The organism is Enterococcus casseliflavus NBRC 100478 (genome assembly GCF_001544095.1).
Lineage (GTDB): Bacteria > Bacillota > Bacilli > Lactobacillales > Enterococcaceae > Enterococcus_D > Enterococcus_D casseliflavus.
This window is the reverse complement of sequence record NZ_BCPT01000004.1, coordinates 82,053-105,990: the sequence shown is the minus strand read 5'-3', so window position 1 is coordinate 105,990 and position 23,938 is coordinate 82,053. Positions and strand designations below refer to the sequence as shown.

The 23,938-nt window shown below is 42.7% G+C and carries 24 protein-coding genes; 12 read left to right on the top strand and 12 right to left on the bottom strand.

Annotated elements, in window-relative coordinates; translation table 11 throughout:
- Nucleotides 1–11 precede the first annotated feature (11 nt).
- A complete protein-coding gene (locus tag ECA1_RS04845) occupies nucleotides 12–728 on the top strand; it encodes a response regulator transcription factor (RefSeq protein WP_005230498.1) in 717 nt (238 codons plus the stop codon).
- Here ECA1_RS04845 and citG read toward each other — a convergent pair.
- The 3 genes from citG to ECA1_RS04830 all read right to left on the bottom strand — a co-directional run bounded on the left by citG (nucleotide 705) and on the right by ECA1_RS04830 (nucleotide 3,719).
- Nucleotides 705–1,568 (bottom strand): triphosphoribosyl-dephospho-CoA synthase CitG, encoded by an 864-nt coding sequence (gene citG, locus ECA1_RS04840; RefSeq protein ID WP_228077415.1) that lies wholly within the window; start codon nucleotides 1,566–1,568, stop codon nucleotides 705–707. The genes ECA1_RS04845 and citG overlap by 24 nt on opposite strands.
- Nucleotides 1,561–2,256, bottom strand: a complete 696-nt coding sequence (locus tag ECA1_RS04835; protein ID WP_005230494.1) for a GntR family transcriptional regulator — start codon at nucleotides 2,254–2,256, stop codon at nucleotides 1,561–1,563. Before ECA1_RS04835 ends, citG begins: the two co-directional genes overlap by 8 nt.
- 116 nt (nucleotides 2,257–2,372) lie before the next feature.
- On the bottom strand, nucleotides 2,373–3,719 hold the full coding sequence (locus ECA1_RS04830; RefSeq protein WP_034869500.1) for a CitMHS family transporter: 1,347 nt from the start codon (nucleotides 3,717–3,719) through the stop codon (nucleotides 2,373–2,375).
- Nucleotides 3,720–4,150: 431 nt separating this feature from the next.
- Between ECA1_RS04830 and ECA1_RS04825 the strand changes: the two genes are divergently transcribed.
- From ECA1_RS04825 to ECA1_RS04780, 11 genes are all read left to right on the top strand, one after another.
- Complete coding sequence (locus tag ECA1_RS04825; protein WP_034869502.1) at nucleotides 4,151–4,498, top strand: hypothetical protein; 348 nt, start codon at nucleotides 4,151–4,153, stop codon at nucleotides 4,496–4,498.
- A gap of 9 nt (nucleotides 4,499–4,507) precedes the next feature.
- A complete protein-coding gene (locus ECA1_RS04820; RefSeq protein ID WP_005230471.1) occupies nucleotides 4,508–4,921 on the top strand; it encodes an acetyl-CoA carboxylase biotin carboxyl carrier protein subunit in 414 nt (137 codons plus the stop codon).
- Between the two features lie 23 nt (nucleotides 4,922–4,944).
- Nucleotides 4,945–6,060 (top strand): sodium ion-translocating decarboxylase subunit beta, encoded by a 1,116-nt coding sequence (locus tag ECA1_RS04815; protein ID WP_005230469.1) that lies wholly within the window; start codon nucleotides 4,945–4,947, stop codon nucleotides 6,058–6,060.
- 24 nt (nucleotides 6,061–6,084) lie between these two features.
- Nucleotides 6,085–6,210 carry an OadG-related small transporter subunit gene (locus ECA1_RS17765; RefSeq protein ID WP_008381833.1) on the top strand — a complete coding sequence of 42 codons (126 nt, stop codon included), beginning with the start codon at nucleotides 6,085–6,087 and terminating at the stop codon, nucleotides 6,208–6,210.
- Nucleotides 6,211–6,222: 12 nt separating this feature from the next.
- A complete protein-coding gene (gene citC, locus ECA1_RS04810) occupies nucleotides 6,223–7,218 on the top strand; it encodes a [citrate (pro-3S)-lyase] ligase (protein WP_005230467.1) in 996 nt (331 codons plus the stop codon).
- A gap of 12 nt (nucleotides 7,219–7,230) precedes the next feature.
- Nucleotides 7,231–7,539 carry a citrate lyase acyl carrier protein gene (gene citD / locus ECA1_RS04805; protein WP_005230465.1) on the top strand — a complete coding sequence of 103 codons (309 nt, stop codon included), beginning with the start codon at nucleotides 7,231–7,233 and terminating at the stop codon, nucleotides 7,537–7,539.
- Nucleotides 7,527–8,414: a citrate (pro-3S)-lyase subunit beta gene (gene citE, locus ECA1_RS04800; protein ID WP_005230463.1), complete on the top strand. Its 888-nt coding sequence runs from the start codon at nucleotides 7,527–7,529 to the stop codon at nucleotides 8,412–8,414. Before citD ends, citE begins: the two co-directional genes overlap by 13 nt.
- Before the next feature lie 2 nt (nucleotides 8,415–8,416).
- A complete protein-coding gene (gene citF, locus ECA1_RS04795) occupies nucleotides 8,417–9,949 on the top strand; it encodes a citrate lyase subunit alpha (protein WP_005230461.1) in 1,533 nt (510 codons plus the stop codon).
- Nucleotides 9,930–10,484: a citrate lyase holo-[acyl-carrier protein] synthase gene (citX, locus tag ECA1_RS04790; RefSeq protein WP_050759624.1), complete on the top strand. Its 555-nt coding sequence runs from the start codon at nucleotides 9,930–9,932 to the stop codon at nucleotides 10,482–10,484. Before citF ends, citX begins: the two co-directional genes overlap by 20 nt.
- Entirely contained in the window at nucleotides 10,481–11,872 is a 1,392-nt protein-coding gene (locus tag ECA1_RS04785; RefSeq protein WP_005230457.1) for an oxaloacetate decarboxylase subunit alpha, read from the top strand. Before citX ends, ECA1_RS04785 begins: the two co-directional genes overlap by 4 nt.
- Before the next feature lie 274 nt (nucleotides 11,873–12,146).
- Nucleotides 12,147–12,686 carry a DUF1697 domain-containing protein gene (locus ECA1_RS04780; protein WP_002323461.1) on the top strand — a complete coding sequence of 180 codons (540 nt, stop codon included), beginning with the start codon at nucleotides 12,147–12,149 and terminating at the stop codon, nucleotides 12,684–12,686.
- Between the two features lie 441 nt (nucleotides 12,687–13,127).
- Here ECA1_RS04780 and ECA1_RS04775 read toward each other — a convergent pair whose 3' ends face one another.
- From ECA1_RS04775 to ECA1_RS04735, 9 genes are all read right to left on the bottom strand, one after another.
- A complete protein-coding gene (locus ECA1_RS04775; RefSeq protein WP_002323462.1) occupies nucleotides 13,128–13,997 on the bottom strand; it encodes an ROK family protein in 870 nt (289 codons plus the stop codon).
- A gap of 51 nt (nucleotides 13,998–14,048) precedes the next feature.
- Nucleotides 14,049–15,041 carry a LacI family DNA-binding transcriptional regulator gene (locus tag ECA1_RS04770; protein ID WP_002323463.1) on the bottom strand — a complete coding sequence of 331 codons (993 nt, stop codon included), beginning with the start codon at nucleotides 15,039–15,041 and terminating at the stop codon, nucleotides 14,049–14,051.
- Nucleotides 15,042–15,216: 175 nt separating this feature from the next.
- A complete protein-coding gene (locus ECA1_RS04765; protein WP_002323464.1) occupies nucleotides 15,217–16,701 on the bottom strand; it encodes a glycoside hydrolase family 32 protein in 1,485 nt (494 codons plus the stop codon).
- On the bottom strand, nucleotides 16,702–18,309 hold the full coding sequence (locus tag ECA1_RS04760) for an ABC transporter substrate-binding protein (RefSeq protein ID WP_002323465.1): 1,608 nt from the start codon (nucleotides 18,307–18,309) through the stop codon (nucleotides 16,702–16,704). It lies immediately after the preceding gene.
- A gap of 48 nt (nucleotides 18,310–18,357) precedes the next feature.
- The gene (locus tag ECA1_RS04755) at nucleotides 18,358–19,242 is read right to left on the bottom strand and encodes a carbohydrate ABC transporter permease (protein ID WP_002323466.1); all 885 of its coding nucleotides are present in this window, start codon (nucleotides 19,240–19,242) and stop codon (nucleotides 18,358–18,360) included.
- A gap of 15 nt (nucleotides 19,243–19,257) precedes the next feature.
- Nucleotides 19,258–20,250: an ABC transporter permease gene (locus ECA1_RS04750; RefSeq protein WP_029744868.1), complete on the bottom strand. Its 993-nt coding sequence runs from the start codon at nucleotides 20,248–20,250 to the stop codon at nucleotides 19,258–19,260.
- Nucleotides 20,251–20,924: 674 nt separating this feature from the next.
- Nucleotides 20,925–21,740 carry a carbohydrate ABC transporter permease gene (locus tag ECA1_RS04745; RefSeq protein ID WP_002323468.1) on the bottom strand — a complete coding sequence of 272 codons (816 nt, stop codon included), beginning with the start codon at nucleotides 21,738–21,740 and terminating at the stop codon, nucleotides 20,925–20,927.
- On the bottom strand, nucleotides 21,737–22,618 hold the full coding sequence (locus ECA1_RS04740) for a carbohydrate ABC transporter permease (RefSeq protein WP_002323469.1): 882 nt from the start codon (nucleotides 22,616–22,618) through the stop codon (nucleotides 21,737–21,739). Before ECA1_RS04740 ends, ECA1_RS04745 begins: the two co-directional genes overlap by 4 nt.
- Nucleotides 22,619–22,640: 22 nt before the next feature.
- A complete protein-coding gene (locus ECA1_RS04735) occupies nucleotides 22,641–23,936 on the bottom strand; it encodes an ABC transporter substrate-binding protein (RefSeq protein WP_060791876.1) in 1,296 nt (431 codons plus the stop codon).
- Nucleotides 23,937–23,938: the final 2 nt, after the last annotated feature.

The window sequence follows — 23,938 nt, the reverse complement described above, 5'->3', positions numbered from 1 at the left end:
AGGCGGATATTTTGCGAGATGAAAAAATTTTAATCGTTGATGATGACCCTGCCATTCGGCGGCTGATTTGGAAATCTTTACAGTCGACGGGTATTTTGATCTACCAGACCGATTCCGTTGAAAAAACGATTGCGATCAACTCTCGTGTCAGCTTTGATCTTTTTTTACTGGATATCAGTTTAGAGCATGAAAATGACGGCTATCATTTGGCACAACTGATTCGGGAAGAAAACCCCACGGTGCCGATCGTTTTTTTGAGCGGAAAAAGTGACGAAAAAGACATGATCAACGGCTATGAGATTGGCGCCGATCACTACATTACGAAGCCTTTTTCACCAGCACTCTTAAAAGCACAAATCGTTTCGATTCTTGATCGCCGCAACGTGCTGCGAGAAAAAGGGATCGCCAAACCGGAAGGCGATCTGTGCAGCGGCATGTTTCGTTTTGACCAAAAACGCTATCAGTTTTTCAAAAATGATCAGCCCATCAAGTTGTCTTCAAAAGAAATCATGCTGATGCGCTTTTTCATGGAAAATCCAGATCAAGTGTTCTCGAAAGAACAGATTTACAGCAATGTCTGGCAAGATGGCCAATTCGATGCCAATACCGTGATGGTTTTTATCAATCATCTGCGAAACAAAATTGAAGATGAGCCGAAGCACGCCCGCTTTTTAAAAACCGTTTGGGGGATCGGCTATACCTTTTTACCAGAAGGAGACGCCTTCTAGCTGCAAGAAATAAAGCGCCAATGCTAAAAGATCCGCCGAGCCGCCGGGACTCAAATGGCGTGCGATCAATACTTGATCATAGATCGTTAATTCACGAAGCAAGTCTGTATCTGACAGATTGGCTTGGTGAATTTTTTGCATCTCCTGCTGCACGGTCTTCATCGCCTCGTAACCTCCTCGATGGACAAGGTTGCTGTCTTCGGTTTCACTCATTAGATAGACCAATCCGCGCAACAAGGAAACGGAGTTTTTTTGCGATTGCTGCCGCAAGTACTCCAGCAGTTTTTTGACCGTTGGATACCCAGCTGCAGCTTCTCCACGAATCCCCATCGTGCCGTAGGTCAAATAATTTTTTTCTCCATAAGACAATTGGTCTTTGTGGGTGATTTGCTGCAGGTCTTGCTTGACCAAATGCTGGCAGATATCAGCGGCAAGCTGCAGGATCTGATTGGTATCTTCAGCCGTCAGCTCCGCCTTGCCATTTTGTTGATAATAGACTCCTGTCGCCCCCAACAAAACTGCAAAGGAAAAATTTGCCCCTTTGTGGGTATTGATGCCTTTGGTTGCCTGAAGCATCGCTTCTTCTGCTTCTTGACCGATCTCTCGTAACTGGTCAAATAGCTGGATCAGCGAGCCTGTATGGGCAAAGCCCGCTTGGCTATAGCGCTGAAAAAACGGCGCCAAACAAGTGATACTGTTGATAAAGGTAAACACATTCATGTCCTGATGCGCACCAGAGGAGCAAGGATCTACTAAACCAGGCTTGGGTGCTAACGCTACCTCATAGTGCAGCGCATTGACTGCATAGTTGCTGGCGGTAAAAAGACGGGAATCAGTCAATTTTTCTTCGCTCCATTTCAGCAAGAATAAATTGCAGGGAGTGATCCAAATGTTCATGGGTCAACAACGTGATCTGTTCCGTGTCATTGGTTCTCATGCCGCGATAAATCAGCCAATGTTCCGCCAATGCCGCATCCCTTCTTCTAGAAGAGCGAATCGCAATGTCACGAAAATACACGAGGTACGCTTGCAGATCTAGCACGATACTTTTTAACCGCAGCATTTGACTTTTTTCGTAAATAAACGCATTGAAGTCCGAAAAGTTTTTCAAGACCCCATCCACATCATCCTCACGATTCAGCTGTTCGCCATGTTCTAACAAGCAGCGCATCTCCTGGAAATCTTCCTCAGTCATCAAGTCCATCGCTTTGATGGTCGCTAACGTATCCAATGATTTACGGATATCGTAAATCTCATAAGCATCTTTAATACTGATCCCTTTTACGACGATGCCGATTTTTGGCACATGCTCCACCAGTTTTTCAGCCACGAGCTGAGTCATGGCGTAACGAATCGGGGTTCGGCTGATATTTAGCGTATCGGAAAATTCTTTCTCATTGATGCGAGAGCCTGCGGGAATATCTCCTAAAATGATGGTTTTTTTGAATGCTTCATAGATCAAATCTTTTAATGGTTTATTTTTGGTCAGATCCAGATTTTTATTTACTGCATCAATAATTGGATTCATGATTTACTCCTATCATACTAAAAACAAATGAGATTTTTGGGAAAAAATAAGTTTATCGATAAACAAGGAAAACTACCGAGCAAAATGGCAGCCTGCTCGATAGTTTCTGTATGAAATTACTGTGGAATATAAAACGGCATGTGACCTAATAGCACGATCGTAACGACGAAGATCACGAAAATCCCCAGTGCGTATTTCGCAGCTTCTTTTTGCCATTGCCCCATATCTAAGCCCGTCAAGCGCAATAGCAAGTAGATGAAGGCAACCAATGGACTTAACAAGTGGAACGCTTGGCCCATTAAAGAGGCTAAGGCCATCTGCATATTGGTGAAACCATACGAACGACCTGCTTCTGCTAAGACTGGCAGGACCCCAAAGTAAAATCCGTCATTGGAAATAAAGAAGGTCCCAGGTGCAGAAATCAGGGCAATGACTAAGCCCCAGAAACCAGCCAATTGTTTAGGGATGATTTGCGTGAAGCTATTCGCCAAAGCCGTTGCCATCCCTGAGCCTTGGAACAAGCCCATGAAGACGCCTGCTGCAAAAACTAAAATTACGACTTGCACGGCGTCACCACCGTTGGCACCGATCCGTGACGACTGGTCTTTCAAGACTGGGTAGTTGACCATCAATGCGATACACGTACCTACTAGGAATAACAAGATTGGTGGTAAAGCGATACTAGAGATAAAGGAGCTTGCTACTAACCAGCCAATCAAGACGATCGTTAAGATACCGTTGAAGACAAAGTTTTTCGGACGGCGGATCGCTAATGTATCAGGATCAGTCACAGTTGTCATTTCTAAAATCTCATCGTTCGTCAGCTCGGTAACTCCTAAACGTTTCCGTTCTTGGATCCCCATTCTGCGAGCTACAAAGAATACCACATAGAGCAGAGACAAAATCATTCCTGGCAACAAATAAGAAAGAATATCCGCATCAACTTCCAGCACGGCCATTGCCCGAGCAGTCGGTCCGCCCCATGGCAACAAGTTCATGATGGTGTTTTGCAAAATGATCAAGACACCAAGGTTCATCATTTTCATATTCAACTTCTTATAGATGGGAATAAACGCAGAACAACAGATCAAGGTCGTGGTCGTTCCATCACCGTTCAAAGAGACTGCAGCGGCAACGACTGCCGTTGCCATCAAGACTTTCATCGGATCGCCTTTAGCAAAATAAATCATTTTTTTCGTGATTGGATCAAACAATCCCGCATCCAACATAATGGAAAAGTACAAAATCGCAAACAGCAACATGATCCCTGTGTTGGCTGTGGTGGAGATTCCCTCAAGGACAAAATCACCGATATTGCCTTTTTCTGAAACACCAGCAACCATCGCAACGAGGGTAAATAGTAATGGGATAATTACTAAGGATGTAAAGGGTGACATTTTTTTCTTCATGATGACGAACATGAAGACAATAATCATAGCATAGGATAAAATCGTTAAGAACATTTTCTTCTTCCTTTCATGCACCGAAATGTGTAAGCGTTATCAAAAAACATTTTAAAAAAATTACAGGCCCGTAATTTGTTAGCGACAAGCGTCACTAGTTTGTGAATCTTTTTCTTTTTTTAAAGGAAATAATGTTATTGAATGCTTTACACGTCTAAGAATAAACAATCAAGAAATAGAAAAAAAGACCCGTTTTAAAAAAGAACAGCAAAAAAACAATTTCTCTTTTCAAATCTTATTTTTCGTTTAAAAAGTTCTTAACAGAATATTAACGCAAGAAAAACCTTGATAAATCAACGTTTACTAAGGTTTTTCGCTCTTTTTTTAAAAAAGGAACACTGAAAAAACAATTTTTAGCCGAAATAAATCTCGCTGATTGAACGGGAGTTTCTATAATGAAAGGGAACGAATCATTGAGAAAGGAGAAACCCATGAATCTTATTAAAAGATTGTTCAAAAAAACGCATGATGAACCTGATGCGCCTGTCAGCTCCCCTTTGAAGCCACAGGAAATGATAACGGATCCACCCGCGTCTGATTGGCAAGAAGTGTCGAGCTATCAGCCAGCGCCTGCAGAAGATTATCCATTAGTCAGTCTGATAGCCGCCGCACTAGGGGCTGAATGTTACCCTGAAAGTCAGTTTGTCATTCGAAGAATTGAGAAACGCAATCCTGAATTTAAGCGAGTCGCCCTGATTGCTGCCAGTATTGCCGCAGGAGAGCTGCCTGATTCTCAGTTCACAATCAAAAAAATAGCCAAAAAAAATGAAAACAAGTGAGGGAAAAACATGTTACGTAAATTTAAAATAGCGATCGATGGGCAAGAATACCTTGTCGAAATGGAAGAAATCGGTGCGCCGCAACCTACCGCTCCTGCCCCAGCAGTGCCAACACCGGCTCCTGCAGCGGTACCTGCTCAACCAGAGGCAGTCAGCACACCAGAACCAGAAGTAGCACCGCAGCCAGCGCCAGCTACGCTTCCTGCTGATGGCGAGCCGATTCATTCTCCGATGCCGGGAACGATTTTACGTCTCTTGGTCAATGTAGGTGATACTGTACAAGAAAATCAGTCGTTGATGATTTTAGAAGCCATGAAGATGGAAAATGAGATCGTGGCACCAAAAGCAGGAACCGTGGTTGCGATTGCAGTCAATGCGGGCGACATGGTCAACCCAGGAGAACTGCTGATTACGATCGGCTAATTTATTGAAAAGGAAGTGACGTAGTGGAAACGTTAATTGAAGGTGTAGTCGGGTTAGGATCGGAGCCGGGACGGATCGTTATGATGTTCATCGGTGGTCTATTAATGTATTTGGGGATCAAGAAAGAATATGAACCGACCTTATTAGTACCCATGGGATTGGGCACGTTGTTAGTGAACTTCCCGAACTCAGGTGTGTTAAGTGCTGGCGGAGAAGCTGGCCCGTTCCAAGTATTGTTTGATATGGGGATCTCAACTGAATTGTTCCCCTTGCTTTTGTTTATCGGGATTGGCGCGATGATCGATTTTGGTCCCTTGCTACAAAATCCATTTCTTTTGTTGTTTGGCGCTGCTGCGCAATTCGGGATCTTCTTTACGATCATCGTTGCCGTGTTGCTTGGTTTTGATTTAAACGACGCAGCTTCCATCGGGATCATCGGCGCTGCTGACGGTCCGACTTCGATTTTTGTCGCAAATACGCTGAACTCGAAATATATGGGTGCGATCATGGTAGCAGCTTACTCTTACATGGCGCTAGTACCGATCATTCAACCGGTTGCCATCAAAGCAGTGACGACCAAGCATGAACGAAAAATTCGTATGTCGTATCGTGCCGGCGAAGTTTCGCAAACGGCCAAAATTTTGTTCCCGATCGTGATCTCGATCGTAGCAGGGTTAATTGCACCTGTTTCATTGCCACTGGTTGGATTTTTGATGTTTGGAAATCTCTTACGGGAATGTGGTGTCTTGGATCGTTTGTCCATCACTGCTCAAAACGAACTAGTGAATATCATTAGTATCCTCCTAGGTTTATCAATTTCTGTGAAAATGCAATATGAAGAATTCTTACAAGTCGATACATTGATGGTTATTGGTTTAGGGCTGGTTGCCTTCATTATGGACTCGGTCGGCGGCGTGTTGTTTGCGAAAGTGCTGAACTTGTTCCGTAAAGAAAAAATCAATCCAATGATTGGTGCCGCTGGTATCTCTGCGTTTCCAATGTCTAGTCGGGTCATCCAAAAAATGGCGACAGATGAAGATCCGCAAAACTTTATTTTGATGCATGCAGCCGGTGCCAACGTTTCAGGACAGATTGCTTCGGTCATCGCCGGTGGCTTACTGCTGGCACTGATTGCTTAGGTCACTAGAAAGGAGAGGAAAACTATGAGTCAAGATTTACTGACTTCATTTGAATTGTTGTTATTCGGTTGGGGCGGCGTCTTTGTCGTGATCCTGATCATCTACTTCGCATCCTTGCTTTTGTCGAAGCTCTTCCCAGTAAAAAAATAAAGAAGGCATTGTATGTATACCCTAAAAAGAATCTGGCTGCAAAAAGATCCAGAAGTCTTTTTGCAATGGCAAAAATTGATCACCCGTGCTGGCTTAGCCGTCGGTGAAGAGGTAGCCTATACCGTCGGCATTTTTGACCAGCAAACCTTGATTGCTACTGCTTCTTGCTATGCCAATATCATCAAGTATGTGGTGGTCTGTGAAAAAAGACGCTCCGAACAGCTGTTGACGCAATTGATTTCACACCTTAGCGATCATATCAAAGACGAAGGCTTCACCAAGTCCTTCGTCTATACAGCACCGAAAAACCGCCTGTTTTTTGAATCCCTCGGGTTTCGTGAAGTGCTGGCAGCACAAGACATCTTGTTCATGGAACAAGGCGTTCCTTCTTTTGAAAGCTATGCCCAACAGCTGCAACGGCAGCGAATTGGACAAAACAACGGCGCGATCGTCATGAACGCTAATCCTTTTACTAAAGGACATTTGTACTTAGTCGAAACGGCTGCGAGTCAAAAAGAACAGGTTTATGTGTTCGTTTTATCAGAAGACCGCTCGCAATTTTCTGCCAGCGAACGGCTGCAGATGGTGACGGATGGTGTGGCTCATCTGCCAAATGTAACGGTGCTGCCGACCAACAACTATCTCGTCTCCTCGGCGGTCTTTCCCAGTTATTTCTTGAAAGAGCAAGCACCTGAGGCGATCGCCAAAAAACAAGCCGCTTTTGATGCAACCCTCTTCAAAGAAAAAATTGCCCCGCTGTTGGCGATCACTACGCGTTTTGTAGGCTCAGAGCCTTACTCGCCCGTGACCCAACTCTACAACGAGGCCATGGCTGCCGTTTTTTCTCCCGAGCTTGAACTGATCGTGATCGACCGTCTGAAGATCAACCAATCAACCGTTTCGGCTACAAACGTTCGGAAAGCGATTGCAGAAAAAAATTTACTTTCTTTGCAGCAATTTTTACCAGAAACAACGTTCTCATTTTTAATGCAGCATAACTATATTTAGAGGTGATAATAAGTGGAAATCAAAAAAAGTGCGGTTGCTGGCTCTGTTGAATCCAGTGATATCTTGATCGCGATCGAGCCTACCACAACCCAAACCATCGAGCTGACCCTCGATAGCAGTGTCGAAAAACAATTCGGCAAACAAATTCGCGCCGTCATCCTTGAGACGCTGAACCATCTAGGCGTGACACAGGCCAAAATCACCGCCACCGATAAAGGCGCCTTGGACTGTACCATCAAAGCCCGAACTCTGACCGCCGTTCATCGGGCCGCCGAACAAGAACAGTATGCTTGGAAGGAGATCGACACATGGAACGTTTAAGAAGAACGATGATGTTTGTACCAGGAGCCAATGCTGCCATGCTACGGGATGCACCATTGTATGGCGCCGATTCCGTTATGTTTGATTTAGAAGATGCGGTCTCCTTGAATGAAAAAGACTCCGCTCGGACACTGGTGCATTTTGCCTTAAAAACCTTTGACTATTCTGCCATCGAAACCGTCGTACGCATCAACGGCCTCGACACGGTGGGTGCCCTTGATATCGAAGCGATGGTCCTAGCGGGGGTCAACGTCATTCGTCTACCGAAAACCGAAACCGCCCAAGATATCATTGACGTTGCCGCTGTGATCACACAAGTAGAAGAAGAAAACGATCTGCCTGTAGGAACCACCAAAATGATGGCTGCCATCGAGTCTGCCGAAGGCGTTTTAAATGCCCGAGACATCGCTACAGCTTCCGATCGTTTGATCGGGATCGCTTTAGGGGCAGAAGATTATGTCACCAATATGAAGACTCGTCGCTACCCAGATGGGCAAGAATTGTTGTTTGCCCGCAGTATGATCTTGCATGCAGCTAGAGCTGCAGGGATCGCCGCCATCGATACCGTCTTTTCTGATATCAATGACACCGATGGCTTTATCGCTGAAACGACTCGCATCAAGCAGCTTGGTTTTGACGGAAAATCAGTGATCAATCCACGGCAGATTCCCCTAGTCAATGGGATCTATGCGCCTTCAAAAGCCGAGATCCAACAGGCCAAAGAAGTGATCTGGGCCATTCGCGAAGCCGAAAGCAAAGGTTCTGGTGTGATCTCCTTGAATGGCAAAATGGTCGATAAACCAATCGTTGAGCGAGCGGAACGCGTGATCGCCCTTGCCAAAGCAGCGAAATTGATTACCGAGGAGGAAGTGTAATTATGGTGTTAAACAAAGCAGGAAAAGACATCCCTGAATGCTATGCCAACCAATACGGGGTCTTTGAAAATGAAACGGCCAATATCCATGCCTACAAAGAAGCGAGTCGCAAGATCGAGCCAGTCCTGCCAGGCAAAAGCAAGGTCTTAGGCAGCATACGTGAAGCCATTGAAAAAACAGGGCTAACGGACGGCATGACGATCTCCTTCCACCATCATTTTCGCGAAGGGGACTTTATCATGAATCTCGTTTTGGACGAGATCGCAAAAATGGGCATCAAGAATCTTGCGATTGCCCCTAGTTCCATCGCGAATGTCCATGAACCATTGATCGGACATATCAAATCTGGGGTCGTGACCAATATCACCTCTAGCGGTCTGCGGGACAAAGTCGGTGCCGCAATCTCCGAAGGCATTATGGATGCCCCAGTCATTATCCGTTCTCATGGCGGTCGGGCTCGTGCGATTGCCGCCGGCGATATCCACATCGATGTCGCTTTCTTAGGAGCGCCTAGCTCAGATGCGTATGGCAATGCCAATGGTACCGTCGGAAAAGCAACCTGCGGCTCATTGGGCTATGCAATGGTCGATGCAAAATACGCCGACCAAGTCGTGATCATCACCGACACTCTGGTGCCGTTTCCAAATACCCCAATCAGCATTCCCCAAACGGATGTCGATTATGTCGTGGAAGTCGACGCCATCGGTGATCCTGCAGGGATCGCAAAAGGTGCGACCCGCTTTACCAAAAATCCAAAAGAATTGCTAATTGCTGAGTATGCAGCCAAGGTCATCACGAGCTCGCCTTACTACCAACAAGGCTTCTCCTTCCAAACTGGAACAGGCGGTGCCGCACTAGCCGTTTCTCGTTTTTTACGCGAAGCAATGATCCAAGATGAGATCAAAGCCAGCTTTGCCCTTGGCGGCATTACCAATGCCATGGTGGAACTGTTAGAAGAAGGATTAGTGGAAAAACTGATCGATGTCCAAGACTTTGATCACCCTTCCGCACAATCGCTAGGAAAAAACGCCAATCATTACGAGATCGATGCCAATATGTATGCCTCACCGTTAAGCAAAGGGGCGTTTATCAATCAATTGGATACCGCCATTCTTTCCGCACTGGAAGTCGACACGGATTTCAATATCAATGTCATCACCGGTTCTGACGGTGTGATCCGCGGTGCTTCTGGCGGACACTCAGATACCAGTATGGCGTGCAAAATGAGCTTAGTGATCGCTCCTCTCGTGCGGGGACGGATCCCAACGATCGTCGATACCGTCAACACGATCGTCACGCCAGGCGCCAGCATTGATGTCGTCGTCACAGAAATCGGGATCGCCATCAATCCAGCTCGCGAAGACCTGATCAGCCATTTTGAAGCATTGGATATTCCCCAATACACCATTGAAGAATTAAAAGAAAAAGCCTACAGCATTGTCGGTCAACCCGAACCAATCAAGTACGGGGAAAAAACCGTCGCTTTGATCGAATACCGCGATGGCACGATCATTGATGTGGTCAAAAATGTCTGATGCCCTATTTTCAGGAACCCCTGTGACGCTAACCGACATGCTGCAGGCGCGAGAAAATAGAAGCTCCCTTCAACGGGAGCTTCTCGCTGCGGATGAAAAAGCGGCATTACTTGTTGCCACCATGAATATTCCTGGTCCCGTGAAAAATTCTGCCTCATTGACCGCAGTTTTTGAAGAACTCATTACGGAAATCGAAGAGGTCGTCAAGGAACTAATTCCACTGGCAAACCTCTACCGCAGTTTGGAGACCGGACCAGAATATTATCTCGTACTGCCCACAGATCCTTATGAACTAAAACGAATGATGGTTCAGATTGAGACCAATCATCCTTACGGCCGTTTGGTGGATCTGGATGTCTTAACCAAAACCCAAGACCAGCTTTTACCTATCAGCCGCACCGAAATTGGACTGCCTGCAAGAAGCTGCTACGTCTGTGAACAAGACGCCAAAGTTTGTGGCCGTTCTAGAACTCATAGCGTGGCAGACATGCAGCGGCAGATCCGTAAAATCATTCAGGAAAGAGTGAAAGAATGAAAAAAATCCAATTTACCGAAACCGTCTTGCGGGACGGCCAACAAAGTCTGATCGCTACACGAATGCCTACCAGCGATATGTTGCCGATTCTAAAAACCATGGACCAAGCAGGCTATCATGCCCTAGAAATGTGGGGCGGCGCGACCTTCGATGCTTGCCTGCGTTTTTTAAATGAAGACCCATGGGAAAGACTGCGGGCGATCCGCAAAGAAGTGAAAAAGACCAAACTGCAAATGCTCTTACGGGGACAAAATCTCTTAGGCTACAAAAACTATGCCGATGACGTCGTTGCTGACTTTGTGACCAAATCGGTCGAAAACGGCATCGACATTCTTCGTTTGTTTGATGCCTTAAATGATGTCCGCAATTTGGAAACTGCCATCCGTGCCACAAAAGCAGCGGGTGGACACTGTCAAACGGCGATCTCTTATACTACTAGCCAGATCCATACCGTGGATTACTTCGTTGACCTTGCCAACAAAATGGCAGACCTCGGCGCAGATTCTATCTGTATCAAAGATATGGCAGGCGTTTTGACGCCGCAAACCGGCTACGAGTTGGTCAGCCGAATCAAAGACGCGGTCGATCTGCCGCTGGAAGTCCATACCCATGCCACCAGCGGCATTGCTGAGATGACTTACTTGAAAGTTGCGGAAGCTGGCGCAGACATCATTGATACTGCCATCTCCTCTTTTGCTGGCGGCACCAGTCAGCCAGCGACCGAATCTGTGGCGATCGCCTTAGAAGATTGCGGCTTTGCTACGGGACTTGATTTACAGAAAGTCGCTGAGATTGCAGAACATTTCAATCCCGTTCGTGATCGTTTCCGTGAAGAAGGGCTGCTGAATCCAAAAGTCAAAGACATCGAACCCAAAACCTTGATATATCAAGTACCTGGCGGCATGTTGTCGAACCTACTCAGCCAATTGACGGAACAAGGATTGCAAGACAAGTATGAAGAAGTCTTAGCAGAGGTACCAAAAGTCAGAGCGGACTTGGGTTATCCACCGCTAGTGACCCCATTGTCGCAAATGGTCGGCACTCAAGCCTTGATGAATGTAATTTCAGGAGAACGCTACAAACTTGTCCCAAGTGAGATCAAAGATTACGTCAAAGGACTTTATGGACAATCGCCAGCACCCATCAGCGAAGAAATCAAAGAAACAATTATCGGAGATGCCGAAGTGATCACCGTCAGACCAGCTGATCTACTGGCACCGCAACTGCCAGCCTTCAAGGAAGAAATCGCTGAGTATGCCAAAAGCGAAGAAGACGTGCTGATGTACGCCCTCTTCCCTCAGCAAGCCCAAGACTTTTTAGGCCGACGAGAAGATCCCTTTTATGATGTCCCCGTACAGACAGTGTCTGTGAGGATTGCGGTGGATTAACAATGAAACCAGAAATAGAGAAAACAACTTAAAGTGCCCCTCACAAATTCGCTTGCTTTAGCAAATTTGTGAGGGGTATTACCATCTATAGGCTGTTTCTTCGTTTTTACTAATCAGCAGTGCAAAAATACGTACGCCACGGCCACTCCACCAATAAGCTTGCATTAATCGCTTCTCGCTCACGTATTTTGGGTAGCTGAGAAGCCAGGATTGTGCTTCCGCTCCATCCATTCTATAATCAGCTAAAAGAAGCGTTTTAAAGGAGGGGCTAGCCATGAAACGATACATCGCTTTATTAAGAGGCATCAATGTCGGTGGAAAGAACAAAATTTCTATGAAAGAATTGAAAGCCGGTTTTGAAGAACTGGGGTTTAGAGATGTGGTCACGTATTTGAATAGCGGCAATGTGATTTTTTCCAGTGAAGGAGATGATCCACAAGCCCTTGCCGAAATGATTAAAACAATGGTCAAACGCGACTTTTCCTTTGATATCGCTATTTATATCATTCGCCAATCAGAGCTGCAGGAACGCTTGGCCCATATACCTGATTGGTCAGGAACGGAAGATAAAACCATCTATGACAACCTGATCTTTTTGATGCCTTCACTGACCTACGAGGTGTTATCTGAAAAACTCGGGGCTCCAAATGCCAACCTTGAACAGGTTTTCCCTTACAAAGACGTCGTCTTCTGGTCCTACATCCGCAAAGACTATCAAAAAACCAATTGGTGGAAAAAAACAGCCAGTACCAGCGTCGGCAAACAGATTACGATTCGGACTATCAACACGGTGCGGAAGATTGCGAAGATGTGAGGAGGAGCAAGCCTTCTAATAATTATAAAACCCGTCAGGTAGACTCTTCTGACGGGTTTCTTATAACATTCTAATGTCTCATTAGTTCTCGTTACTACTATTCGTGACGCACTTTAACTGACGTTAAGTTTCTACGCAATCATCCCAACTAGAAGCAATAAACTACCGAGAATAATAGATTTTCACATCGTGTCTTTCTATAATGAATATCTGTGATAAAACAAAAACCAAGCACTAAGAAGTAATTTTGAGGCAGCTAGACAACAATATAACTGAAGACGAGAACGAAAGAAAAAATTCTTATTTGCGACATTCGATTACGCAAAAAATATATATGAACATCTATTATTAGCCATCCTTTTTTCTAGCTCACATTTTAGTTAACCTTTTTATCTATCCTAACTGCTATAAAAACTCTCTCACACGTTCTTTAACATGCTGCTATTGTTCCAACTTCTTTATTGCTAAAGCTAAGCAGCCGATCAATCCTGCATCGTCAGCAAGCATTGGAGTTAGTAAGTATTCTTCAAGAGCAGGGGTATCCACATAGGAACCCATTTTTTCTTTAAACGCTTGGCGAATCAACTCGAGTAGTTGCGGCTGTTTCATTACACCTCCACCTAAAATTATTACTTCCGGTGCATATAGTAAAGTTGTGTTATACACACACTGAGCAAGATAATCTGCCTCAATCGCCCAATAAGGATGATCAAATGAAATGGTCTGGGCTTTTCTTCCAAAGCGTTTTTCAATCGCGGGGCCTGAGGCTAACCCTTCCAAACAATCATGATGAAAAGGACAGATTCCTTCAAATTGATCTTCATTATGACGTTGTAAGAGCATATGTCCCATTTCAGGATGACTGAAACCTGTGACTATTTTTCCATCGACTACAGCACCACCACCAACACCAGTACCAACGGTGTAATAAAGAACACTATTTTTACCTTTTCCATACCCTGCCATATATTCTCCATAACAAGCAGCATTTACATCGGTAGTCCAATAGATGGGAACCGACAAGGCGTTTTCCAAAGCTCCTACAAAATGATAATTTTGCCAAGCTAACTTCGGGGTGTTGGTGATATATCCGTAAGTTCTTGATTCGATTTGAATATCAATTGGCCCAAATGCTCCTACACCAATTGATGCGATATTTCCTTTGTACTTATCAAAGAAATCAAACACTTGCTTCATCGTTTCTTCTGGTGTTGTGGTAGGAAAACTTTTCCGTTCTATCACTTGTAATTGTTCATTACCAATCCCACAGACAAACTTTGTTCCACCAGCTTCAATTCCACCATATAACATTTTATCTACACCTTTCATTCACTTATCTTCAAAAAAAGAAACGTATTTGCACTAAGCAAAATCGTTTCTCACTAAAGGTTTCGTTGTTCCACCTTCACCAAATTCAATCGGCAATACGGTACGTTTTTCTACTGTCTCTCCATTAATGACAGCAATTAATTTTGCCACTGCCACTTCCGCCATTTGCTTTGTAGGTTGGGCAATTGTTGAGACGAGATAAGGGTCTCCTTCTGTCATCTTTTGACCATCAAATCCGATAACTTGGACATCCTCTGGTACGTTTTTCCCTATTTTTTCAAGCATACCAATGACAGCTAATGCCATCGGATCGTTGATCGTAAAAATCCCATCGATATCGGGATTCTCTAACAAAAAATTTGTTACACGTTCTGAGAGATGGTCTAAAGGTTCTAACATATCTAACGCTTTATAGGAAATCCCCAGTTGACGGCACTCGATCTCAAAATATTTTCGACGACTCTTCGTTTCATTCGGTGTTTCTTGGTACCCACCGATATATGCTACATTCTGACATCCTCGGCGATAAAGTTCATTTGCAGCCAAACGTCCACCGGCCGCATTGTCAGCGGTCACATAAATCACCTCTTCAGTGAAATAACGGTCAATACTAACAAAAGGCAGATTACTCGAAATGTATTCATCGATATCTGAATAAGTAATTCCAATGATGCCGTCTACTTTATTTTGGCTGACCATCTGGATATATTCTTGTTCTTTTTCACTATTACCACTGGAGTTACACAAATAAAGCTTGTAGTTTTGTCTTTCTAATGCTGTTTCTACATGGTAGGCAAATTCGCCAAAAAATGGATGCCATACAGTGGGTAGAATCAAAGCAACCGTATTCGTATGCTTCATCTTTAACCCCCGGGCATAAAAATCTGGTTGATAGTTTAACTCTGTCATTGCTGCTTCAACTTTTTCTCTAGTAGAAGCTTTAACAGAACCGTTATTCAATACCCGGGAAACAGTTCCTACTCCGACACCTGCTAATTTTGCGACATCTTTCATTGTTGCTTTCATAGTTGATCCCTCACATTTCTGCACAAGTTTAGTATAATGAATTTTGTCATAAATTACTAATTTTTTCAAAATACTAATAGCAAAGCCATGGGAAATCTAGCTATCTGTTCTTTTCTAAAAAATTATCCTTCAAAACCTATTAAATAATTGATTCATCGCCTAAGCAATCAAACATTTATTTCACACTCGCTGTTTCAAAAGCTTGAATACGACTTTCTCCGATCGAATGAAATAAGATATCTCGAGCTTTTTCCAGCTCATAGAAAGTAGCCGTCATAACTTCTAAACCATTAATAAAGACTTCAACTGATGAGGTATCTCTAAAAATCTCAAGAACGAGCTGATTATCAATCAAAGGTATTTCAACTTTTCGGACATTCAGAGGGTCTTCTTCCGCCCCTGTAAGCTCTCTTCCTAGTTTCTGACGATCCAATTCAAAAACCTGTTTAGCAGTGTCATAAGTTAGTTTGAGACAATCCGTCTTAGACCGCAGTAATTCAATTGTAAAAACTTCTGCTTTCTCCAAATCTGCGACTAGATGTAAATATGAAGAATCAGACAGCGCGTTTCGAAATACGACTGATGTGTCAGTCACTGCAATATTTTCACTGCCTTGTTGATAAACTAAATGACTATATACAGTTGAGATGGGTTTTTGTACCAATCGATTTTTTTTCACTCTTAACTCTCGGGGCAAACTCATAGAGCCTGCCCAAAGATGGCCTAACTCATGTGTAGGCAATGTGCGATCCCACATCTGCATCCAAGCAATCATCACCCGTCCACCATTAGGATCTGTTGTTGTTTGTGGTGCATAAAAATCCATTCCAAAATCCATTTCATGGAAATTATCAACTATCATCTGACCTGTTTCCCAGTCTACCTCACCAATACAAGCCATGGTAGAACTGATATTATGATATTCCAGTCCGTTCTTCTTGATTTGTATCGGTGACATGATTAAGACATCTCGTCCGTCTAAATGGAATAAGTCAGGACATTCCCACATTATTCCTTGCTCTGAAGTCCCTTCTAGCAACACAGAGTAAAAGTGCCAAGTATACAAATCTGACGATTGAAACATCACTATTCTACCAGTAGACTGTGTAGATTTAGTAGCTACTACCATATAGTAAGCATCGTTGTGAACAATTACTTTAGGATCACGAAATTCTTGTATCAGCCCATTCTCACCTAGCTGTTTTTCTGCTACCACAGGATTACCACTGTATTTGCTAAAATGAATACCATCTTCAGAGACCGCCAAACATTGATGCTGATGGCTAATACCATCAATTTCTTGACAGCCTGTATAAAATAAATATAGTTTTCCGTCTCTTTCAATTGCACTTCCTGAGAAACACCCGCCGCTGTCATAAGGTTGATCTGGGGCTAACGCTACTGGTAGATCTTCCCAATGGACCAAATCACTACTGCGCGCATGCCCCCAATGCATGGGCCCCCATCGACTATCGTAAGGATAGTATTGATAGAAGAGATGGTAATGCCCTTTGTAATATATAAACCCATTGGGGTCATTTATCCACCCGATGGGTGCGGAAAAATGATAGTTTTGTCGATACTGAGGGTTAACTTTTCCTCGCATCATTTCAATAAATCGATTTGCTTTATCCAAAATCGCCGTTTCTTCTACTAACACTTATTGTGCTCCCTTCAAAAAATTATCATAGCCAGTTTGTTTTATTTGAATCCATTCTTCCAAACCTACACGTTCCAATTCAGCAAGGTATTCTTCCCATTCTTCATCGATTTTACCGCCGGTGATCCACTCTGCTCTTTTGCGATAGATGTAATCCCACATATCTGTTTCAATTTTTGCTAATCGGTCTGTTTCTTCTTTTTCTAAAAAGACACGTGGATAGATATTGTCTTCTGTAATATATGGCAAATACGTGTCATGCATCAAATCTAAACGCCACTTCGCATCATCTGGCATAGTAGTGACTGTGCCGTAATAAGAATCAAGAACTGCTAATGGTCCTCCAGCTTCGGTTTTTTGTCTTAGTTCCCCCGGTGCTGTCCCCTCTAAAGGCAAATGTTTTAACATACCATCCTTTAATTCAAAAATATTGGCCTGTGCTTCATCACCGTAGGTTCCCCAGTTATTTTGGACAGACTGTAACGGTTCATACATTTTATCTATCCACCTAGCTGTAAGTTCCAAGTTTTTATTCGCACTAGTAATTACGAAACGATCTCTTGAGAAACCCATGCCATTCGTACGAGTAACGTGTTTCGTTCCATCTGGTCCCGCTAAGACTGGCAAGACGTCATAACTATCATCTGCACCCGTGATATTTGCTTTATCCCAAGTAAAGTACACGCCATACTTATGTTCTTTCCCTTTGGCAACATACGTATTCCAATCTTGTTCGAAAGCCTCTTTATCAATAAGACCTTTATTATTCATTTCATTGAAATATTTGATGGCTTCTTTATACCCTTCTTTGTTAGCAGTAAATTGTACCTGGCCATCGTTATCAACGACTAAGTGGTCATCATTATCACCTAGACCGAATGCCCCCATTAAAAATTTTAAGTCTTCATTTCCTCCATTGTTAATAAAGCTAAAAGGAATTTCATCTGCTTCACCATTACCATTTGGATCTTGCGTCTTGAAAGCCTCCAACACAGTCATCAACTGATCGGTGGTTTGCGGCATTTCAAGACCCAAATTATCCAACCACTCCTTGTTAATCCAAGCCATCCCATTAACTGTATGGATCGACTCTTTTCCTTCGCCTAATTCTTCAATCCAAGGCATAGAGTAAATGTGACCATCAGGTGCAGTAGACATTTGTCGGTATTCGGGATTTTCATCAAAAATTTTCTTCAGATTTGGCATATAATCTTCGATCAAATCTTCAATCGGTACAATAACGCCACTTTCCGCCCAGTTTAATAAATCATAGTCACCTGCAGCGGCGTTGAAAATGGCATCTGGTAAATCACCACTAGCGATATCCAAATTTCTTTTTTCGGCAAAATCACTACTGTAGTTTGTCCAATCAATATGGAGATTGGTCTCTTCTTCTAACCGTTGGAAAATCAATTTGTCATTAGGATCATTGGGAGCCAAAGGGGCACTTTGAGACATCATTTTTAAAGATACTTTTTCTTTCAATGGAAAAGAGACATTTTCTAGTTCATAATCAGGGCTTGATGTACTCTTTTCTTTTGAGCCTCCACAAGCCCCCAAAATTAGTACGGAAGTAAAAACGATTGGCAGCATCCATTTTGCTTTCATCTTAAAATCTCCTTTATAATTTTTATTCATACAAATAGTGAACAATTCTTACCCTTTAACAGAACCAACTAAAACACCTTTATCAAAATATTTTTGGAAGAAAGGATACATTATGATTAATGGCAGACTAGAAATGACGATCGTTGCGTATTTGATCAACTCAGCAATTTGTTTCATTTCTGCCATGGCAGTATTGGCTCCCACCATGTCTTGTGAGGGCTGGTTTTGGATCAAAATATTTCTTAATACGAGTTGCAACGGCTGTAAGTCGGGATCTTTGATGTAAATCATGGCATCAAAATATGAGTTCCATTGCCCAACAAAGGCATATAAAAACAATACGAACATAATTGGTTTAGCTAATGGAAGCATGACTTTGAACAGTATTTGCAAGTCATTGGCGCCATCGATAGTAGCAGCTTCAGAAAGTTCTTTTGGCAAAGCACTAAAATAGGTACGGGCTAAGATAATATTCCACACATTTATAGCACCTGGTACGATAATCGCCCATACACTATCTAACATGCCCAAGTTCTTTACCAATAAATAGGTAGGTATCAAGCCGCCACCCACGAACATTGTAATGACAAAAAAAGTCATAATAATCTTTTTCCCCGCCAAGTTAGGTCGAGACAAAGGATACGCAGTGATCATCGTAATAAATACAGTCAATAAGCTGAAGCTAAAAGAGTAAAACAACGAATTTACAAAACCGCGTAAAATGGAATCATCTGCAAATACCCGTTGATATCCTTGTGTTGTCCAATCTTTCGGATTGAAGCTTATACCTTTATTGATCAAAGTAGCTGGGTCCATAAAAGAAGCTACCAGTACATAAATCAGCGGAACAATGGTGATGACGACTAAAAAAGTTACAATCACTCGATTCAACCATAAGATTTGACGGTCGATTTTTGATAAAGCACTATTCATAATTTTCTCCTTTCATTACAAGCCTTGACCATCGTTTAGCCGCTTGGTTATATTGTTGACAATCAGTAATAAAACGACATTAATAATCATATTGAACAGACCAACAGCTGCAGAGTAGGCATAATCACCTGATTGCAAGCCGACTTTGTATACATAAGTGGAAATGATTTCTGAGGCAGGGATGTTCATTGAAGTTTGCATCAAGTAGGCTTTTTCATATCCTACATTCATAATACCGCCGGCGGCCAAGATGAAGCTGATCACCATCACAGGCCTCATTGCAGGCAAATCGATATGCCAAATCTTTTGTAAAATATTTGCCCCATCGATATTTGCTGCCTCATATAAATCGGTACTGACTCCCGCCAGCGTCGCGGTGTAAAGAATGGATGACCAGCCGATTCCTTGCCAAATTCCCGATAAAATATAAATCGTTCTGAAATAAGCTGGATTAGACATGAACATAATTGGTTGCCCCGTAACCTTTTCTACTAACCCATTAATAGGTCCATTTGCGGATAGGAACAAAAACAGCATCCCCACGATAATAACTACTGAGATAAAATTCGGCGCATATAGAATCAACTGGATTTTCTGTTTTATTTTTTTATTGATAATTTGATTCAAGCTCAGTGCTAAAATAATTGGTGGAAAAAAACCTAACAATAAACCATAAATGCTAATTTTTAATGTGTTGCTCAGCAAAAGCGTAAAATTTGGTGAACTGATAAATTCCCTAAAGTGATCTAGTCCTACCCAAGGACTTTCCAAAATTCCTAGCATAGGATTATAGTCTTTAAATGCAATCACAGCACCGTACATTGGCACATACTTAAAGATAAACGTCATGATGATACCTGGTAAGAGCAACAAGTACATCCACTTATCACGCCGCAACTGTTTCTTTAATTTTTCCCACTTCGAGATATTTTTTTTATCCCGTTGTACCGCCCTTATCTCAACACCTGGTCCCAATGTCTTTTCCAATTCGATCTCCTCCCAATACATTTTAGAAACGTTTCCATTTTCGTTTAAAAAAATAAAAATTTAACGAAGATGCATTTTGGAAACGTTCCCACTATTTCCGTTTATAGATTACCATAGCCATTTTTTTAAGTCAATATTTTTTTGTAATTATTCTTTCACCCACACTAAGCTTCCTTCAATTCATTTATGGTTTTCGAAAATTGTTAAAAAATAAGGATCTCGATTATTTCATTAATCCTATTTTTCTCTACTTTTCTAGCATTCTTCTTTTATGAGTTTACTTATCACAACTCGCATCCTCTAATCTCTTTTCTACCAATCATTCACTATTTAACCGTTCCAATCGGAAGATTATCTGGTTAATTATTTAAAAATAGCTCGGATTCACATTTATTTTTTGCTTTTTAACTAACTAAAAGCGAAAAGATAAGAGTTAGATATGTAAATGTATATAAGGTTAGGAGCTGTTAGATGAGCCTTTTAGGGGAATCTCGGAAAACTAAGATCGCCAATCAGGATTGAAAAAAATGCAGGAATTAGGAGTATTCACTTTTCATCCGCCAACTGAAAGAAATTAGAGAAAAAGAGTAAACTCACAAAAATTGTGAATTTACTCCAAATCGATACACAGAAATTATTTCAAGGAATCAAATTTTCTAACGATGAGCTAATCGTTTCTCGCATATAGCTTCTCCCTACTTCACCGATCCCAACATCCCAGCCACAAAGTACTTTTGCAGCGAGAAGAAGACCACCATTGTTGGCAGAGTTGCGATCACGATTGCTAACATCATTAAGCCATAATCTGGATTATTGGCGGCGCCGATGGCAGAAATCATCAGGGGAAAGGTTTGCTTTTCTGGTGATTGAAGGGTGATCAACGGCCACAGGTAGCTGTTCCAACTATTGATGAAGGTAATGATGGCAGCGGCCGCATAAGTTGTTTTCATGGTTGGCATGTATATTCGGAAAAACAAGCCTAGCTCCGACAGGCCATCCATTCGCCCTGCTTCAAGCAGTGACTTGGAAAACATTTTTGTGTTTTGTCTGAAAAAGAAGATCAGAAATGCGGTCGATAATGTTGGCAAAATGACTGAAGCTACTGTATCGAGTCCAATAAAAGGAATCGTCGTTGAAAAGCTACCGAACATCCGAAACAGCGGAATCATGGTGGCGGCAAAAGGCAACATCATCGACAAGAGCAACATATTAAAAAGCATATTTTTTAATCGGCTTTGATAGATCTCAAATCCGTAGCCGGCCAACGAAGCGATCGTCACAGATAAAATCGTCTGTAACAACGCAATTCTTGCACTATTAAAGAATACTTGTTTCAAGTCATAGGTTGCGACTAGGTTACGCCAGTTTTCTAGCAAATGGGTACTTGGCAATAGTTTGCCTTGCATGATATTTACGGTAGGGTTGGTGATACTCACTAACATGAAATAAAAGGGAAAGGCAAACAGAATGGTAAAAACACCTAAAAACACATATGTGCCTACTTTTTTCATTTGTCCTCTCCTCCGATCTTAAATTGGATCATGGAAAAGAAGATGACCATGACGACAATGGCATAAGAAACTGCAGAGGCGTAGCCAAAATCTGGTGTATAGCGAAAAGAAAGATTATAAATATATTGGGAAATCGTCGATGTGGCGTTTCCTGGTCCCCCTTGGGTCAAATTCATCGGTTCATCAAATAACTGTAGTGTGCCAATCGTTGAGGTCACGGCTGAAAACAAAATGACTGGCTTCAGCAAAGGGACTGTGATTTTAAAAAATTGTTTCGTTGGAGAAGCGCCATCGATTCTAGCAGCTTCATAAATTGCTGGGTCGATATTTTGCAAAGCCGATAAAAAGAAAATCATATTGTAGCCGGTCCAGCGCCAAGTGATGGCTAAAATGATAATGACTTTTGCCCAAAAGGGACTGGAGAAAAAGGCGATTGGCTCAGAGACAATCGACAGTCTCACTAAAAGGGCGTTCACCACGCCATTTGTTGCAAACAGTGATTTAAAGACCATGGAGTATGCGACTAATGAAGTTACTGCTGGCAAAAAAATGATCGTCCGAAACAGGCCTTTCAGCTTTAGGGTTTTCTGATTGAGCTGGACGGAAAAGAACATGGCCAACAAGACCATGACAGGCACTTGAAAGCCCAAAAAGATCAAGGTATTTTTCGTGGCTGTCAAAAAGGTTTGATCCGAAAATAGCCGCCGATAATTCGCTAGTCCGCTAAAGGTCAGCCCGGTGCCGCTTCCTGATTGCAAGGATAATAGAAACGCTTGGATCATTGGATAAAAAGAGAAAAAGAAGATTAAGAGTGTCGGGATAGCAATAAATAGCCACCCCGTCATCACTCCTTTTTTATAAAATAATTTATTTTTCATCGTACATGCCCCTCAGTCCGTGTTAATTCAATTGATTGTCAGCAATCATTTGCGTGTTTTTTAAGACCTCATCCAAATCTGCTCCATTGACATAGTCCAAAAAGCCTTGATTCATGATGTCTTCCAACGCATAAGTGTTTTTCCCAAAGTTTACCGAAGGGATTTCATTTGCCCAGTTCATGAAATCTTGATAGATAGCCTGATCATCAAAGAAAGGATCTGGTGCATGATACGCATCTCCTTGTGAAGCGGGAACGTAAGAACCGATTGCTCCGACGGTTTGAATCAGCTCTTCGTAAAAGGCGATATTTTTGCCGAATACGTCAGCAATATAGCTCAGGGCTTCTTCTTTCCCATCGATATCTAACACATAAATTGATGAGCCTCCGAGATTGGTCGCATTGACTGAACCTTCGATCGATTCTTGCTTGGGCACTGGAACGACTGCCCAATCGCCACTTTGACTTTCTTCTGCTTTCACCGATGGCGTGATCCAGTTGCCTTGTAAAACGCCCGCTACTTCGCCGCTGTTAAAACCTGCTAGCATTTGGTCCCAGCCATTATGCGTTGTCATTACTCCTGAATCAAGCAGCATTTTCAAATCTTCAAGCCCTTGTTTCAAAGAAGGATTGCCGTCAATAAAAGGCGTTTCACCATCCTCTGCGGTATACCAATAACCACTGGAATGCATCATCATTCGCAAATGTCCTAGATCATTCATATCGATGGACAACAATGGTTTGCCAGTTGCTTCTTTCACACGGATCCCCAATTCATTAAAGGTTTGCCAAGTGATATTGGTAAAATCTGACAGTTCCAAGCCCGCTTCTTCAATGATCGATTTTCGCAAGTAAACGCCCGCTACCCCTGAATCAAACGGCATCCCATACTGCTCGCCATCGATTGAAGACACCTCGATTTTGTAATCCATAAAATCGTCAACATTTATATACTCAGTCAATGGAACGAAATACTCTGGAAACACTTCTAAAAAATTACGGGCGCGAAAATCTTCAATCAAGACGATATTGGGCAATCCTTGGGTACTGCCTGAACTAAAGATGGTATTCATTTTTTGTACGCTGTCTTGTTGGGAAATCTCAGTGACATTGATTTTGAAATCAGGATTTTCTTCTTGATGATACGATTCCGCCAACTCAAAGGCTGCAATATTGAATTTTGGGTCCCACGCCCAGATGGTGATTTCCTCTGCGCCGTTTTGTTCGCCCCCTTCACGCTCTGGCGTATCGCTGCCATTCCCACAAGCAGCTAAGCCTCCTAGTCCAATCATTGCCATACATAAAGCTATTTTTTTCATTG

Excerpts from the sequence above, each read along its gene's own strand:
- citC (WP_005230467.1), top strand. The coding sequence starts at position 6,223 with ATGTATACCCTAAAAAGAATCTGGCTGCAAAAAGATCCAGAAGTCTTT.
- ECA1_RS04750 (WP_029744868.1), bottom strand. The coding sequence starts at position 20,250 with ATGTATTGGGAGGAGATCGAATTGGAAAAGACATTGGGACCAGGTGTT.
- ECA1_RS04825 (WP_034869502.1), top strand. The coding sequence starts at position 4,151 with ATGAATCTTATTAAAAGATTGTTCAAAAAAACGCATGATGAACCTGAT.
- ECA1_RS04760 (WP_002323465.1), bottom strand. The coding sequence starts at position 18,309 with ATGAAAGCAAAATGGATGCTGCCAATCGTTTTTACTTCCGTACTAATT.
- ECA1_RS04770 (WP_002323463.1), bottom strand. The coding sequence starts at position 15,041 with ATGAAAGCAACAATGAAAGATGTCGCAAAATTAGCAGGTGTCGGAGTA.
- ECA1_RS04775 (WP_002323462.1), bottom strand. The coding sequence starts at position 13,997 with ATGTTATATGGTGGAATTGAAGCTGGTGGAACAAAGTTTGTCTGTGGG.
- citE (WP_005230463.1), top strand. The coding sequence starts at position 7,527 with ATGGAACGTTTAAGAAGAACGATGATGTTTGTACCAGGAGCCAATGCT.
- ECA1_RS04785 (WP_005230457.1), top strand. The coding sequence starts at position 10,481 with ATGAAAAAAATCCAATTTACCGAAACCGTCTTGCGGGACGGCCAACAA.
- ECA1_RS04835 (WP_005230494.1), bottom strand. The coding sequence starts at position 2,256 with ATGAATCCAATTATTGATGCAGTAAATAAAAATCTGGATCTGACCAAA.
- ECA1_RS04830 (WP_034869500.1), bottom strand. The coding sequence starts at position 3,719 with ATGTTCTTAACGATTTTATCCTATGCTATGATTATTGTCTTCATGTTC.
- ECA1_RS04745 (WP_002323468.1), bottom strand. The coding sequence starts at position 21,740 with ATGAAAAAAGTAGGCACATATGTGTTTTTAGGTGTTTTTACCATTCTG.
- ECA1_RS04755 (WP_002323466.1), bottom strand. The coding sequence starts at position 19,242 with ATGAATAGTGCTTTATCAAAAATCGACCGTCAAATCTTATGGTTGAAT.
- ECA1_RS04780 (WP_002323461.1), top strand. The coding sequence starts at position 12,147 with ATGAAACGATACATCGCTTTATTAAGAGGCATCAATGTCGGTGGAAAG.
- ECA1_RS04820 (WP_005230471.1), top strand. The coding sequence starts at position 4,508 with ATGTTACGTAAATTTAAAATAGCGATCGATGGGCAAGAATACCTTGTC.
- ECA1_RS17765 (WP_008381833.1), top strand. The coding sequence starts at position 6,085 with ATGAGTCAAGATTTACTGACTTCATTTGAATTGTTGTTATTCGGTTGG.
- citX (WP_050759624.1), top strand. The coding sequence starts at position 9,930 with ATGTGGTCAAAAATGTCTGATGCCCTATTTTCAGGAACCCCTGTGACG.
- ECA1_RS04735 (WP_060791876.1), bottom strand. The coding sequence starts at position 23,936 with ATGAAAAAAATAGCTTTATGTATGGCAATGATTGGACTAGGAGGCTTA.
- citF (WP_005230461.1), top strand. The coding sequence starts at position 8,417 with ATGGTGTTAAACAAAGCAGGAAAAGACATCCCTGAATGCTATGCCAAC.
- ECA1_RS04740 (WP_002323469.1), bottom strand. The coding sequence starts at position 22,618 with ATGAAAAATAAATTATTTTATAAAAAAGGAGTGATGACGGGGTGGCTA.